The following is a 15,860-nucleotide window of genomic DNA, read 5'->3' as shown; positions in this document are numbered from 1 at the left end:
CCTCGAGCCTCTCCGTACGTCCACTGTCCTCCCTCGAAGGCGAGGGCCACCTGCTGGGGCATGGCGCGGGCGTGCGTGGAGAAGAGCTCGTGCACGCACGTGTCCAGGCTCCAGTCACGCGGGGTGGGGGAGGCGGCCCGCATGAGCGACTGGTGCTCGTCCGGGGTGAGCAGCTCCAGGGCGTCCAGGCGCCTGTGGGGCTCGCGCAGCGCGTGGGTGAGGAGCTGGACGTAGTGGCCCGCCAGGCGCTGCATCGTTCCGGCCTCGTAGAGATCGGTGCTGTAGCGGATGGCGAGCGCGTGGCCCTCGGGCCCCTCCTGGATGCCGAGGGAGAAGTCGAGCGGGCTGCTCTGGGACTCCAGCGGCAGGCTACGGCCCTGGAGGCCCGGGAAGGCGCTGGTCAGGGCGCGCTCCACCCGGTTGAGATCGAACAGCACCTGGATGAGCGGCGAGTGGCTGGAGCGGCGATCGACGCCGAGCGTCTGGACGACGCGCTCGAAGGGCACGTCCTGGTGGGCGATGGCCTCCAGGGTGGTGGTGCGCACCTGCTCCAGCAGGGAGGAGAAGGAGGCGGAGGGCGCCACGCGGGTGCGCAGGGCCACGGTGTTGACGAGCAGGCCGACGACGCCCTCGGTGTCCGGGTGGGTGCGGCCGGAGGTGGGCGTGCCCACGCACAACTCCTGCTGGCCCGAGTAGCGGTGCAGCAGCGTGGCGAACGCGGCGTACAGCACCATGAAGGGCGTCACCTGGTGCTGGCGGCAGAAGGCGTGCAGGGCCCGCGTGAGCGAGGCGGGGAGCGCATGCGGGCCCGTGTAGCCACCCTGGTGGGAGAGGACGGCGGGACGGGGCTTGTCCGGAGTGAGGCTCAGCAGCTCCGGCGCGCCGTCGAGCTGGCGCTTCCAGTAGTCGAGTTGCGTCTGCTCACGCGCATGCAGGGGCGCGGTGCGCTGCCAGGCGGCGATGTCGGCGGAGTCCAGGCGCACCGGGGCCAGGGCGGGCGGTTGGCCCGCGGAGAGCGCGCGCCAGGCCTCGCTCAGCTCGCGCACGAGCGTGTCCAGCGACAGCCCGTCCACCAGCAGGTGGTGGAAGACGAGCAGCAGCACGTGCTGCCGGGGGCCGGTGCGCAGCAGGCGGAAGCGGTAGAGGGGGCCCTCGTCCATGGAGAAGGGCCGGTGGGCCTCCTCGCGCAGCCACTGCGTCACCCGTTGCGGCGAGGCGGCCTCCAGCACCTCCGCCGTCAGCACCTCGGAGGGCAGCGGCTGGACGGTGGGCCGGGGCATTCCCTCGCGCGAGGGCACGGCCAGGCGCAACAGGGGATGGCGCTCCAGCAGCCAGCGCAGGGCCGCTTCCAGCGTGCCCGTGTCGAGCGGACCCGTCAGCTCCACGGCCTCGGGGATGTGGTACGCGCTGGAGCCGGGGTGCAGCTGCTGGATGAACCACAGCCGCTCCTGGGCGAAGGAGAGCCGCGGAGGCTCGCCCGCCGGCCGGGGCGTGGGCGCGGGGAGCGCATGGGGCGAGGTGCCCTGGAGCTCCGTCACCTGGCGCGCGAGTCCCGCCACGGTGGGCGAGGTGAAGAGGGCCGCCAGGGGCAGCTCCACGCCGAAGGCCTGACGCACGCGGGCCACCAGCCGGGTGGCGCTCAGCGAGTGGCCGCCGAGGTGGAAGAAGTCGTCCTCGCGCGACACCGTCACCCGCTCCAGCACCTGGCAGAAGAGCCCGGCGAGCAGCTCCTCCACCGGGCCACGCGGGGCCTCGCCGCGGCGCGGCTCCGGGGCCCCGGTGTCCTCCGCCGGCAGCGCGGCCAGGGCCTTGCGGTCCACCTTGCCGCTCGTGGTGAACGGGAGGGCGGGCAGCGCGACGAAGCGCGAGGGCACCATCGCGTCGGGCAGCGTGCGGGTGAGCGTCTCGCGCAGGGCACCCACCGCCCGGGCGGCGTCACCGTCCAGGACGAGGAAGGCCTCCAGCCGCGCGTCCTTGCCCTTGCCGCGCACGATGGCCGCCGCCTGGCGCACGCCGGGCTGGCGCAGCAGGGTGGCCTCCACCTCCTCCAGCTCGATACGGACGCCGTGCACCTTCACCTGGAAGTCGGTGCGGCCCAGGAAGCTCAGCGAGCCATCCCCATTCCAGCGGACGCGGTCCCCCGTGCGGTAGAGGCAGGCGCCGGACTGGCCGGAGAACGGATCCGGCACGAAGCGCTCGGCCGTCAGCTCCGGCTGGCCCCGGTAGCCGCGGCCCAGGCACGTGCCGCCGATGTACAGCTCGCCGGGAATGCCGGGGGGAACGGGCTCGCCGCGGCCGTCGAGCACGTACACGCGGCACCGGTCCAGCGGGCGGCCCAGGCGCACGGGCCGCTCCGGCATCGTCCGCTCCGCGACGACGTTGATGCTCGTCTCCGTGGGGCCGTACGTGTTGATGAGCTGCGTGCGGGTGAAGGCGAGCTGCCGCACCAGCGGATCCGGCAACACCTCGCCACCGGTGACGAGCACCTTCAGCGACCGGAAGGCCTCGAGCGCACCGGGCTCCTCGAGCGCGGTGGCCAGCGAGGAGGGCGTGATGACGACGTGGGTGATGCCATGGCGGGAGATGTCCCGGCCCAGTCCGAGCGGGCCCACCTCGCGCAGGAGGGTGCGCGCGCCCCGGGTGATGCTGAAGAGCAGCTCCTCCAGGTGGATGTCGAAGGAGAGGCTGCCGGACGAGGCCCAGCAGTCGCCGGGAGCCGTCGCGTAGTACGTGTCGAAGGCGGCGAAGCAGTGGACGACGTTGCGGTGGGTGAGCTCCGCGCCCTTGGGCTCACCGGTGGAGCCGGAGGTGTAGAGCAGATAGGCGAGGTGCTCGGCGCGGGCGGGCTGGAGCGCCACGGCGGAGGACGGCTCCCGCGTGCGCACGTCCGGAGACACCAGGGGCACGTCGAGCGAGGCCCCGTCGAACAGCGCCGGGCGGCTGACGACGAGCTTCGCGCCCGACCTGCGCACCAGCGCGGCCCGGCGGGCGGCCGGGTGCGAGGCCTCCAGCGGGAGACACCCGGCACCACTCAGGAAGATGGCCAGCAGCGACACCACCGCGTCGAGCGAGCGCTCCAGGCACAGGCCCACCACGGTCTCCGGCCCGGCTCCCGCCGCGGCCAGGTGCACCGCGAGGCGCGAGGCCTGGGTGTGCAGCTCGCGGAAGGTGAGCGTGCCCTCGGGGGCCACCACCGCCGGAGCTTCCGGGGTGCGCGCCACCTGCGCCTCGAAGAGGGAGGCGATGGTGGCCTCGGCGTCGAAGGGCCGGTCGGTGTCGTTGAAGGCGTGGAGCACCTGCTGGCGCTCGGCGGCGCTGAGCAGGGACAGGGCCTGCACGGACGTGGCGGGCGAGGCCAGCGCGCTCTCGAGGAGCTGGAGGTAGTGGCCCAGCATGCGCTCCACGGTGCCGGCCTCGAAGAGGTCCGTGGCGTACTGGATGAGCAGCTCGGTGCCGCTGGGGCGCTCGGCGACGCTGAGCGAGAGATCGAAGAGGCTGCTGACGGCCCCGGGCTTCAGCGGACGGGGCTGGTGGCCGGGGAAGATGTCCGCCAGCGAGTGTTGCACCTGGCTGAGCTCGAACATGCTCTGGAAGAGCGGCGAGTGGCTGGTGCTGCGCTCGACGGCGAGGGCCTGGACGAGGCGCTCGAAGGGCACGTCCTGGTGGGCGATGGCCTCCAGGGTGGTGGTGCGCACCTGCTCCAGCAGGGAGGAGAAGGAAGCGGAGGGCTCGAGGCGGGTGCGCAGCACCACGGTGTTGAGCAGCAGGCCGACGACGTTCTCGGCCGCCGGGTGGGTGCGGCCGGACATGGGCGTGCCGACGCAGAAGTCTTCCTGGCCCGAGTAGCGGTGCAGCAGCGCGGCGAACGCGGCGTACAGCACCATATAAGGAGTGACCTGGTGCTGGCGGCAGAAGTCCTGGACGGCCCGCGCGAGCGCCGGGGACATCGAGCGGTAGACGATACCTCCGTGGTGCGAGAGGGCGGCGGGACGCGGCTTGTCCGTGGGGAGTTGCAGCACGCCCGGGACGCCGTCGAGCTGGCGCTTCCAGTACTCCAGGTGCTGCTGCTCGCGCGCGCGCAGCGGCTCGGTGCGCAGCCAGGCGTTGAGGTCCCAGTGGCTCAGGCGCGGAGCGGGCAGCTCGGGGTGCTGGTGCTGGCTGAAGGCGGCGAGGGCCTCACCCAGCTCGCGCACGAGGAGGCCCACCGACAGGCCGTCCACCAGCAGGTGGTGGAAGACGAGCAGCAGCACGTGGCGCTGGGGCTCCCGGCGCAGCAGCCGGAAGCGGTAGAGCGGACCGCCGGGGGTGAAGGGCCGGTTGATCTCCTCGTCCAGCCAGCCGGCGCGCGCCTGCGTTTCCAGGGACAGCACCTGCTCGGGCACGGGCAGGAGGACGGGGGAGGGCTGGCCTTCGCGAGCGGGCACGGCCATGCGCAGCACGGCGTGACGCTCCAGCAGCCAGCGCAGGGACGCCTCGAGCGCGGGAACGTCGAGCGGCCCCGTCAGCTCCACGGCCTCGGGGATGTGGTACGCGCTGGAGTCCGGCTGGAGCTGCTGGAGGAACCACAGGCCCTCCTGCGTGGAGGAGAGCAGCGGAGGGGCTCCGGCCGGCAGCGGAGTGGGCGCGGGCAGCGAAGGGGCGGCGCCCTGACGCTTCTCCACCTCGCGAGCCAGTCCCGCCACGGTGGCCGTGTTGAACAGCGTGTCCAGCGCCAGCTCCACGCCGAAGAGCTGATTCACCCGGGCGATGAGGGTGACGGCGTTGAGCGAGTGGCCACCCAGGTCGAAGTAGTCGTCCTCGCGCGAGACGGACTGGAGGCCGAGCGCCTCACAGAAGAGCTGAGCGAGGCGCTGCTCGACGGGGCCGATGGGGGCCGCGCCCTGCTGCTGGGCGCCGGGCGCTTCGAGCGCAAGGGCACCGAGGGCGTCGTAGTCCACCTTGCCGTTGGTGTTGAGGGGCAGGGCGGGCAGGAGCACCAGCCGGGAGGGCACCATGTAGGAAGGCAGGGTGCGCTCGAGGGCTGAGAGCAGGGCGGCTTCGGTGACGCCGGGGAGGGAGGCCACCACCCAGGCGACGAGGAAGGGGTCGCCGGGCTTGCGCTCGCGCACGGAGACGGCGGCCGAGCGCACCTGGGGCAGGGAGTGGAGGGCGGCCTCCACCTCACCGAGCTCGATGCGGAAGCCACGCACCTTCACCTGGAAGTCGGAGCGGGTGACGAACTCGAGCAGGCCGTCGGAGTTGAGGCGGACGATGTCGCCGGTGCGGTAGAGGCGGGCACCGGGAGAAGGGGAGAAGGGGTGGGGGACGAAGCGCTCGGCGCTGAGCTCGGGGCGCAGCAGGTAGCCGCGGGCGACACCGGTGCCGCCGACGTAGAGCTCACCCATCACGCCCGGAGGAACGGGCCGCAACGCCTCGTCGAGGACGTAGACCTCCATGTTGGCCTTGGGCAGACCGATGGGGGTGAAGGCGCCGGAAGGGGCGGACCGCAAGGGGTGCACGGTGACGATGTCGGTGCACTCGGTGGGGCCGTAGGCGTTGACGAGGGTGGACTGGGGGTAGCGCTCGAACCACGCCTCGCACAGCGCGGGCGGCAGGGCCTGTCCGCCGGAGATCACGAAGCGCAGGCGATGGAGGGCGGGGACGTTGGGGTCATCGCCATCGCGCAGGATGGACTCGATGACGGCGGGCACCGTGCCGAACACCGTGACGCCAGCCCGCGCCAGGGCGGCAACGAGGCGCGGCGTGTCCCGGACGAGCTCATCCTCGAAGAGGTACGTGGTGGCGCCGAACGGGAGCGCTCCGAGCATCTGCCAGAGGGAGATGTCGAAACCCATGGACGCCGTCTGGGCGTTGACCTCACCGGGGGCGAAGCCCAGCACCTCCTGTTGACCCAGGAAGTGGTTGAGCATGGAGCGGTGCTCGACCATGACGCCCTTGGGCGTGCCGGTGGAGCCCGAGGTGAAGATGACGTAGGCGAGGTTGTCCGGAGTGGCGCGGGGCGGCAGGGGCTCTGCGCTCTCGGAGTCGAGCCCGTCCAGGGAGAGCACCAGGGGCTGCTGGAGGGTCGGCAGCAGGTCGAGCACCTCCTCGAGGAGGGGAGCGCAGTCGCCGAGGGAGAGGACGAAGGGAGCGCGGCTCTCGGAGAGGAGCTGGGCGAGGCGGGCGGGAGGCAGCCGAGCGTCGAGGGGAAGGTAGGCGCCGCCGGCCTTGTGGAGGGAGAGGACGGAGCGGACGAGGGCCTCGGAGCGGTGGCAGAGGACGGCGACGAGGCACTCGGGGCCGACACCCTGGGCGACCATGCGGCGGGCGGCGCGGTTGGTGTGGGCCTCGAGGTCGGCGTAGGACCAGACGCCGGCACTGGAGGCGAGGGCCACCTGGTGGGGCGTGCGCCGGGCCTGGGCGGAGACGAGCTCGTGGACGCACGTGTCCAGCGCCCAGTCACGCCGCGAGGTGCGGTGCGCGGATTGGCGCTCGCCCTCGGTCAGCAGCTCCAGCGCATCGACGCGCGTCTCCGGGGCGCCCAGGGCCTGGGTGAGGAGCTGGATGTAGTGGCGCCGCATCCGCTCCACGGTGGAGCGGGTGTAGAGGTCCTCGCTGTAGCGCAGGAGGATGTCGAAGCCGCCCGAGCGCTCGGTGACGGTGAGGACGAGATCGAACAGCGCGGCCCGGTTGTCGAGCCGCAGCGGGCGCGCGCCGAAGTGGGAGAGCGCGGCCTCCAGCGAGCCCTCTTCCTGATAGAGCTCGAACAGCACCTGGAAGAGGGGCGTCTGGCCGGGACCCCGGGCCGCGCCGAGCGCGGTGACGAGCCGCTCGAAGGGCAGCTCCTGGTGGGCGATGGCCTCCAGGGTGGTGGTGCGCACCTGCTCCAGCAGGGCGGAGAAGGGGGCGGAGGGCTCGACGCGGGTGCGCAGCACCACGGTGTTGATGAAGGCGCCGACGACCTTGTCGAAGGCCGGATGGGTGCGGCCGGAGGTGGGGGTGCCGACGCAGAAGTCCGCCTGGCGCGAGTAGCGGTGCAGCAGCGCGGCGAAGGCGGCGTACAGCACCATGTAGGGCGTCACCTGGTGCTGCTGGCAGTAGGCGCGCACGGCCTCGGTGAGCGCGGCGGGCAGCGGCAGGTGGTCCGTCTCGGCCGCGCGGCTGGTGCGGCTCGAGGGCGTCAGATCGGCGGGCAGCCGGAGCGCCTCGGGGGCGCCGGTGAGCTGGCGCTTCCAGTACTCCAGCAGCTCGGCCTCGCGGGCCGGGGTGACGGAGGCGCGCTGCCACGCGGAGAGATCCGTGGCCTCGAACTCCAGCGCCTCGAGGGCGGAGGACTCCCGAGCACCCGCCGCGGCGCAGAGGGCCCCGAAGTCACGCATCAACAGGTTGAACGACCAGCCGTCGAAGAGCAGGTGGTGGAGCACCACGAGCAGGACATGCCGGTGCGGCGAGAGGCGGAAGAGGTGGAAGCGGTAGAGCGGCCCGTGCGCCAGATCGAGGGGGCCGCGCAGCACTTCCTGGAGGCGCTGGAAGAGGAGGGTGTCGTCCTGGCCTCCGGCGAGCTCCTCCACGGTGAGCACCCGGGCGGGCACGTCGTGGAAGGTGAGGCGGGGAAGGCCGCTCCGCGAGGGGAACGAGGAGCGCAGCGAGCGGTGGCGGGCGAGGAGCTGGCGCAGCGCCGAGTCGAGCAGCTCGGAGTCGATGGGGCCGCTCAGCTCCACGGCCCGGGGCATGTTGTAGAGCGGGAGCTGGGGCTGGAGCTGCTGGAGGAACCACATGCGCTCCTGGGCGAACGACAGCACCGGAGTCGCATCCGCGGGGAGCGGGGTGGGCGCGGGCAGGGAAGGAGCGCTGCCCTGGAGCTTCTCCACCTCCTGAGCGAGTCCCGCCACGGTGGGGTGGGCGAACAGGAACTCCAGCGGGAGCTCCACGTCGAAGAGCTGCCGGATGCGGGCGGTGAGGGAGATGGCGCTGAGCGAGTGGCCACCCAGGTCGAAGTAGTCGTCCTCGCGCGAGACGGACTGGAGGCCGAGTGCCTCGCAGAAGAGCTGGGCGATGCGCTGCTCGATGGGGCCGATGGGGGCCGCACCCTGCTGCTGGGCGCCGGACGCTTCGAGCGCAAGGGCACCGAGGGCGTCGTAGTCCACCTTGCCGTTGGTGTTGAGGGGCAGGGCGGGCAGGAGCACCAGGCGCGAGGGCACCATGTACGAAGGCAGGGTGCGCTCGAGGGAGGAGAGCAGGGCGGCTTCGGTGACGCCGGGGAGGGAGGCCACCACCCAGGCGACGAGGAAGTGGTCGCCGGGCTTGCGCTCGCGCACGGAGACGGCGGCCGAACGCACCTGGGGCAGGGAGTGGAGAGCGGCCTCCACCTCACCGAGCTCGATGCGGAAGCCACGCACCTTCACCTGGAAGTCGGAGCGGGTGACGAACTCGAGCAGGCCGTCGGAGTTGAGGCGGACGATATCGCCGGTGCGGTAGAGGCGGGCACCGGGAGAAGGGGAGAAGGGGTGGGGAACGAAGCGCTCGGCGCTGAGCTCGGGGCGCAGCAGGTAGCCGCGGGCAACGCCGGTGCCACCGACGTAGAGCTCACCCAGGACGCCCGGGGCAACGGGCTGGAGGGCGTCGTCGAGGACGTAGACCTCCATGTTGGCCTTGGGCAGACCGATGGGGGTGAAGGCGCCGGAGGGAGCGGACCGCATGGGGTGCACGGTGACGATGTCGGTGCACTCGGTGGGGCCGTAGGCGTTGATGAGGGTGGACTGGGGGTAGCGCTCGAACCACGCCTCGCACAGCGCGGGCGGCAGGGCCTGTCCGCCGATGATCATCCCCCGCACGCGATGGAGCGCGGGCAGGTCCGGGTTGTCGCCGTCCTCCAGGATGGACTGGAGGAGGGTGGGGACCATCTCCGCGAGGGTGACGCCGGCCTGCTCCATGGCGGGAACGAGGCGCGGCGTGTCCCGGACGAGGTCGTCCTCGAAGACGTGCGTGGTGGCTCCGAAGGGGAGCATTCCGAGCATCTGCCAGAGGGAGATGTCGAAGCCCATGGACGCCGTCTGGGCGTTGACGTCACCGGGCGCGAAGTTCAGCACCTCGTGCAGGCCCAGGAAGTGGTTGAGCATGCCGCGGTGCTCGACCATGACGCCCTTGGGCGTGCCGGTGGAGCCCGAGGTGAAGATGACGTAGGCGAGGTTGTCCGGGGTGGCGCGGGGCGGCAGGGGCTCGGCGCTCTCGGAGTCGAGCCCATCCAGGGAGAGCACGAGGGGCTGCTGGAGGGTCGGCAGCAGGTCGAGCACCTCCTCGAGGAGGGGAGCGCAGTCGCCGAGGGAGAGGACGAAGGGAGCGCGGCTCTCGGAGAGGAGCTGGGCGAGGCGGGCGGGAGGCAGCCGCGCGTCGAGAGGAAGGTAGGCGCCGCCGGCCTTGTGGAGGGAGAGGACGGAGCGGACGAGGGCCTCGGAGCGGTGGCAGAGGACGGCGACGAGGCACTCGGGGCCGACACCCTGGGCGACCATGCGGCGGGCGGCGCGGTTGGTGTGGGCCTCGAGGTCGGCGTAGGACCAGACGCCGGCACTGGAGGCGAGGGCCACCTGGTGGGGCGTACGCCGGGCCTGGGCGGAGACGAGCTCGTGGACGCACGTGTCCAGTGCCCAGTCACGCGCGGCGCCCATGTTGTGCGGTTCCAGGTGCTTCAGCGACACGGAGGGCACGGCGGCGGAGTCTTTTCTGGAAGCCATGGAGGACGGAGGGGGGAGAAGAATCTGGGACGGTGTGAGGAGCCGGGCAGGCGCGGCCTGTCAGATCCTCATGCGGACGTTGATGCCTGCGCGGAGCAGCCCGAGTCCCTCGACGGGGAGCTCGGCCACCGACAGGTCGGGCTGGAAGCGGAACTCACCGCCGCGCTCGCCGAAGGGGGCCTCCACGAAGACGAAGACCCGCACCGCGGTGGTCGGCGCCATGCTGAAGTCCACCCGGCCCGTCACGGAGCGGTCGGAGATGTTCGCCAGGCCGGTGAAGTTCAGCGTGGGCGCGTACATGCTGCGGCGGCTGATGGAGATCTGCCCCATGCCGTAGTAGCGGCCGAAGAAGAGGGGGCGGTAGTCACCCGTGGACTGGAGCCAGGTGAGGAAGGCCCGATCGGTGTAGCCGAGCGGGTTGTAGAAACCCTCCAAGCGCACGCCGACGCGGAAGACATCCGCGAGCCGGAACTGGGTGCCCACGCCGGCACTGGCGAGCAGCGTCGGCCCGTCGAGCCTGCGCTCGGAGAAGCCGCCGTCGTTCCGCTGCCAGAGACGCACGTCGGTGTCCTGCACCAGCGAGAGCTCGGCGTTGAGATCGAGCGGACCCAGGCCCATGCTCCAGTCCAGGCCGTAGCGGGGGCGGCGGTTCTGCAGGAAGGACGCGATGAGGCTGAGCTTCTCCGAAGTTGCCGAGCGCGATGTCGGCGCGTCCGGCGGCCCCGTAGCGCAGCTTGTCCTCGCCGGGCCCGTTCAGGTCCGCCGTGACGAGCAGCGTGAGGTTCGAGGCCATCGCTTCCCAGGGGATGTTCACCTTCAGCATGTCCACCCCCAGCCGCAGGTCGATTCCCTCGAGCGGTTGCTGGTTGGGGGACTGGAGGAAGTCGGTGGGGTTCCAGATGAGGGAGCTGCCCCATTTGATCTGCTGCCGGCCCGCGGTGATGAACACGCGGCTGGCGATGTCGAAGCGGAACCAGAGCTGATCCAGCACGGCCTGGGGACCGGCGCCCGCCGCGTTCAGCGGATCATAGACGAGCCGCCCCACCACGAAGCCGCGCAGGCTCTCGGAGGGCTTGGCATCCATGTAGAGGTTCACGAGCGCGGGCAGGCTGGGCCTCGCCGAGGTGGTGCCGCCCAGGCGCGAGCCGAGCACATCGATGCGCTGGTAGAAGAGCCCGCCCAGGGTGAGGAAGTTCTCCTTCTCCGCGCTCATGGCCGGGGGGAGCTCGGTCGTGGTCCTGGAGGCGGGCTCGGAAGCGGGCCCGGCGGAGGGCTCGTCGGTGGGCCCGGTCTGCTCCACCGCGGCCTGTGAGACGGTGACGGGCCGGAACGCCGTGCTGAAGGGATCCGGCTCCTCCGTGGCACCCGGCTCGTTGCCGGCGGCGGACGTGGGGCTGTTGGCCGCCACTTCGGTGGGGCTCGGGGCGGGCGCGGGCGGAGGCTCCTCGGCGGGAGCGGGCTCGGCGGCGGCGAGGACGGGCGCGGGAAGCTCCGGCGGCTCCTCGAGGGGCGGCTGCTTGCGGACCCCGCGCCCCGGACGGGGCGGCACCAGGTACGCCAGCGAGTGAACCCGCTGGCCCTCGAAGAAGACCGCGAGCCCGGACCTGGCGTAGTGGAAGTAGACGCGGTTGCCGGGCGTGACCTTGACCTCGTAGCAGGACACCGGCTTGCGGACCTTCTTGCCACCCGCCTTCGCGCCGGGCGTCCGGACCTTGCCCGCGGCCTTGCCCGCCTTCACGCAGGGGGGCCCGAACTGCTCCTCGAGCGCTTCGCGCGTGGGCGGCGTCTCGGGGAACACGTCGATGCGCTGGAGCAGTCCGTTCTCCATGGAGATGCGGAACCGCGCACCGCGCGTCCCCTCGGGCGCTTTCTCCCTCCAGTAGTCCAGCACCATCTCCTCTCCATCCGGAGAGGTGCGTTCGGCGGGCTCGCCGAACGACTGGAGGAGCTCCTGCATCGTGGTGACGCCCGGTGTGCTCCCCTGCCATTCGCTGGCGGCTCCGGTACAACTCCAGACAAGAGCCAGGAGGATGGCTGCGCGAGCGGCGGAGGTCGGTGTCAGCATGAGCAGAGGGGGGCGAGGCGGGGGAGCATCATTGTAACGTTTGCGCGCCAACGGATGGAAGGGACCGCGTCCGCATCGCCAGGCCCAGGGCGAGCCAGACGGCGCCCGCCAGCGCGAAGGGGAGCTCATCCACGACATATGCGGGCACGGAGCCGAACGACAGGGTGGAGGCGGCGATCAGCACCACCGTCGAGACTCCCAGGGCGATCAGCGTGCGGCCCGCCCAGGGGAGCGGCTCCTGCCCCTTCCTCGCGGCGAGACCGAGCAGCACCGTGCTGGCGCAGACGGCCATGACGCCGGTGCCTCCGAGGTCCGGACCGAACCGGGCGGGCCCCACCGCTCCCGTGAGCAGCACCAGATTGGCGCCCGCCGTCGCGACGGCGAGGGCCGCCAGCAGCAGCCCCGCCCGCGCCGTCCACCTCGCGTGGCTCCGCTGCCGGGCATGGAGCCCCAGCAGGCTCGTGCCCAGCAGGAGGATGGCTCCGCAGAACGCGGCGAAGAACGGGAGCCACGCGGCGCTCACGTCCGTGTGGGGCCGCTCTCCCTGCCGGCCCAGCAGCACGGAGCCCACGTACGTCACCACCCACAGCGCCCCTCCACCCATCGCTGCCAGACCTTCCCAGCGGATCGCCATCCGCGCAGCGTAGCGGATGGGCTCCGGCGGCTCCAATCCCAGTGGAATGATCCACGGGTACATTGACAGCCGCCCCCGCTTCACGGGACCATCCTGGATTGCAGCGTTTCCGATCCTTCGTCCCCCCAGGAGGTCCCATGGCATCGCAAGAGAATCCCCTCCAGGCTGCCGAGTCCGCCGCGCCTGTCGTCGCCCAGGCCGCCGAGTCTCTCGCCGCGCCTGTCGCCGCCGCTCCCGAGAAGCTCGATGAGCTGGAGGAGATCAACTTCCTGCTCGAGGAGATCGAGAGCAAGATCGCCCCGCTCGCGCTGGCGTGAGCGGACCGGGCCTCGCGGCTGCCCGTCCAGGGAGGGCCGCGGGGCCATGTCGATGCGTTCAGACATGGATTCGAGCGTGCGCTCCTACGAAGAGGCCTTCTCCCCGTACTGGCATCCCGTCGCCTTCTCGCAGGAGCTGAAGGAGCGTCCCCTGCCCGCGCGTCTGCTGGGGACGGAGCTGGCCCTGTGGCGCACGGGCTCCGGCGTCGCCGCGACGCGGCGCTACTGCGCGCACCGCGGGGCGGACCTGTGCGCCGGGGAGGTCTCCGGCGAGGGGTTGCGCTGTGCCTTCCATGGGTGGACGTACGGGACGGACGGCCGGTGCGTGCGCATTCCCTCGCAGCCCGGGGTGCCCATCCCCGCCGCCGCGGCCGTCTCCTCGTTCCACGCCGCAGAGCGCTATGGCCTCATCTGGGTGTGCCTGGCCCGGGAGCCCGCGGCCCCGCTGCCGGAGTGGCCGGAGCTGGAGACGGGGAAGATCGCCACCGTGGCCCTGCCCCGCCTGGACTGGGAGGTGTCCGCGGGCCGCATGGTGGAGATCGTCCTGGACGTCACCCACCTGTCCTGGGTGCACCGGGGCACGTTCGGCAACCCGGAGCAGCAGGAGGTGGCGCCCTATGAGGTGGAGCGGCGGGCCGGTGGCCTGAGGGCGCAGATCTCCTATCCCGCGCTGGCGCCCGCGCTGGACGGCGCGCCGCCCAAGGTGGACAAGACCACGCTCGTCTACGAGGTCTTCTACCCGTTCGCCGCGCGCCTCACCTTCAAGCCCACGCTCTTCTTCCCGCACACGGTGTATGCCATCGCTTCACCCTGGTCGGAGGAGAAGATGCAGTGCTTCTACTTCGCCTCGTACCACCCGGCGCTGCGGCACTTCCCGGACATCTTCGTGAAGAGCGAGCTGGCCATCCTCGAGCAGGATCGGCTCATCGCCGAGGGGCAGCGGCCCAGGGCCCACCCGCTGGACTTCTCCGGTGAGGTGCACGTGCGGGCGGATCGCCTGCCCCTGGAGTACCGCCGGGGCGTGATCGCGCTGCGCACCGGTGGCCCCGTCGAGCTCCCCACCCCGGCCTGAGGGCTGGGGGGCGGTATGGATTTCAAGGGAGGTCCCCGCTAGAGTGGGGCCTCCGAGCAGCTGATTCTCCCCCCCCAGGTCCTGGCTTTGCGCTGGTGAATACAGGACCCGAAATCCAGTGACATGAACCTGCGCCAGAAGATCCTTCTCCTGTCCACCGTGGTGCTCGCTTCGGGCTGCGACCTCTTCAACATCACCGATGCGGAAGGTACTCGGGGGCGTGGGGCGACGGCCTTCGATCCCTACTCGAGCTCGGCCTCCGGCGCCCTGTCGCTGACGCTGCTGCAGTTCAACGGCTGCGCCATGCTGCCCAACGGCGAGCCGGTGTCGCGTGGCTCGCTGGAGCTGCCCGGCTACCCGGAGCAGTGCCGCCACCTCAACGACGGCATCCCCCTGGGGCCCGAGCGGCCGCCGTCCGCCACCTTCCAGGTGACGCCCGGCGCGCTCTACTTCCTGCGCGAGTTCACCGCGATGGACATGATGATGAGCCTGGCCACGATGGACCCGGTCCAGGACGACGCCACGTTCAACGACTGGCGTGCGCCCACGGTGTGGATGCGCAGGCAGTCGCGCTTCAAGAGCCTGGACTGGGGCGGGCTGGCCGTGGGCCGCGAGGAGTGGAAGAACCTGAACAACGATGCCTCCTACCAGCGGGAGATCTTCTACGAGAACGCCGGGTGGATGCTGTCCGACGACGACACGTTCACCCTCGAGGTGTTGGACGCCGGCGGCACCGTGCGCTCCTCCACCACCTACAAGCGCAAGGACTTCCTCGCGGAGACCCACGTCACCGGGCGCACCCGCGTGAGCTTCACGACGATGGGCCTCACCCGTCCGCTCTTCCCCAACGATCCCTCCATGCACGTGGACCTCATGGGTCCGCCGCCCGTCTTCCTGACGGGCGTGAAGGTGTCGCTGGCCAACTCGACGGATCCCTTCAAGAGCTTCCGCATGCCGCAGCTCACCGGTGAGGGCGTCATCCGCGTCACCTGGAGCCTGATGCCCGAGGAGCCCTTCCTCTTCCCGGTGACGTTCGTGCCGGAGCAGAGCCGCGAGCCCTCCTGCTACAAGCTGGACGCCAGCGGGCTGGCCACCACCGAGCGCGTGCCCTGCGGCTTCGGCCTGCAGCAGGCGGCGCTGATCTCCCGGCCGGCGAACGGCAAGTTCTTCCAGCCCGGCGAGACGGTGGACTTCACCATCTCCCTGCGTGACGGCGACGGCAACGGCCTGCACTCGCGCGATGGCCTGCCCTCCTACAACCAGTACATGGCGGGCGAGTCCAACGGCATCGCCTACTTCAACGACTCGATGCTGACCACCTACCGTGACGCGAGCAGCTCCGAGTCCGGCTTCAAGGTGGTGGGCCCCCTGCAGGAGTTCCGGCCCGTCTACGGTACCTATACGCGGCCCTACTTCTCCTATCCGCAGGCGAGCGAGCCCTATTACTACCTGGATCCGGGCGCGAAGTTCCTGCCCCGCGCCGCCGAGCAGACGCCTCCGGCGCGCTGGGCCGTGAAGCTGCCACCGGACGCCAAGCCGGGCACCTACGCCATCTTCCTCAAGGGCCACCGCAACTTCATGGGCGAGCGCCTCAACCGGCTGGAGCCGTTCTTCTTCCAGGTCGGCCAGGAGCAGGCCACGACGTACCCGGGCCGGGTGGGCAACTGCCAGATGTGCCACAACGGCGTGAACTCGCTGAGCAACCTCCACCACGGCATGTCCGTGGACAACGTGGAGGCGTGCACCACGTGCCACAACGAGGAGTCCATCGGCTTCCTGCCGGACACCATCCACCGCATCCACATGGGCTCGCGCAAGTACGCGCAGAACAAGCAGGACTGCCGGATGTGCCACCTGACGAAGGAGAGCACCGTGCGGCCCAGCATGATGGCCTGCAACGGCTGCCACCTGCAGTCGCACGGCACCGAGTTCTTCGACATGAAGTTCGCGCCGTACCAGAACGCTCCCAACGCCTACGGCAATTGCGCCCAGGCCTGCCACGTCTCGACTCCTCCGGCCCGCCACATCCTGCCGGAAAACTGAGCCCACCGAGGACCGCCAA

Annotated in this window: 6 protein-coding genes and 1 pseudogene; 3 read left to right on the top strand and 4 right to left on the bottom strand. The window is 71.3% G+C overall.

What is annotated here, in order from left to right; genetic code table 11:
* Positions 1-203: 203 nt before the first annotated feature.
* From ACN28I_RS17490 to ACN28I_RS17475, 4 genes and pseudogenes are all read right to left on the bottom strand, one after another.
* A pseudogene (locus ACN28I_RS17490) lies at positions 204-9,644 on the bottom strand (amino acid adenylation domain-containing protein); the annotation flags it as partial.
* Between the two features lie 126 nt (positions 9,645-9,770).
* Positions 9,771-10,151, bottom strand: a complete 381-nt coding sequence (locus ACN28I_RS17485) for a hypothetical protein (protein WP_420943127.1) — start codon at positions 10,149-10,151, stop codon at positions 9,771-9,773.
* Positions 10,075-11,667, bottom strand: coding sequence for a hypothetical protein (locus tag ACN28I_RS17480; RefSeq protein WP_420943126.1), 1,593 nt, complete (start codon positions 11,665-11,667; stop codon positions 10,075-10,077). The genes ACN28I_RS17485 and ACN28I_RS17480 overlap by 77 nt, the downstream gene beginning before the upstream one ends.
* A gap of 136 nt (positions 11,668-11,803) precedes the next feature.
* Complete coding sequence (locus tag ACN28I_RS17475) at positions 11,804-12,472, bottom strand: hypothetical protein (protein ID WP_420943125.1); 669 nt, start codon at positions 12,470-12,472, stop codon at positions 11,804-11,806.
* A 74-nt stretch (positions 12,473-12,546) separates the two neighbouring features.
* Here ACN28I_RS17475 and ACN28I_RS17470 point away from each other — a divergent pair, with 74 nt between their 5' ends.
* From ACN28I_RS17470 to ACN28I_RS17460, 3 genes are all read left to right on the top strand, one after another.
* A complete protein-coding gene (locus ACN28I_RS17470) occupies positions 12,547-12,726 on the top strand; it encodes a Xan family putative trans-acting RiPP leader peptide (RefSeq protein WP_420943124.1) in 180 nt (59 codons plus the stop codon).
* A 46-nt stretch (positions 12,727-12,772) separates the two neighbouring features.
* Positions 12,773-13,798 (top strand): Rieske 2Fe-2S domain-containing protein, encoded by a 1,026-nt coding sequence (locus tag ACN28I_RS17465; RefSeq protein WP_420943123.1) that lies wholly within the window; start codon positions 12,773-12,775, stop codon positions 13,796-13,798.
* Positions 13,799-13,921: 123 nt separating this feature from the next.
* Positions 13,922-15,841, top strand: a complete 1,920-nt coding sequence (locus ACN28I_RS17460; RefSeq protein WP_420943122.1) for a hypothetical protein — start codon at positions 13,922-13,924, stop codon at positions 15,839-15,841.
* The last annotated feature ends 19 nt before the right edge of the window (positions 15,842-15,860 follow it).

Source organism: Archangium gephyra, assembly GCF_049060025.1.
Lineage (GTDB): Bacteria > Myxococcota > Myxococcia > Myxococcales > Myxococcaceae > Archangium > Archangium gephyra_A.
Note: the sequence above shows the minus strand (reverse complement) of the source record. Positions and strands in the feature narration are given on the sequence as shown.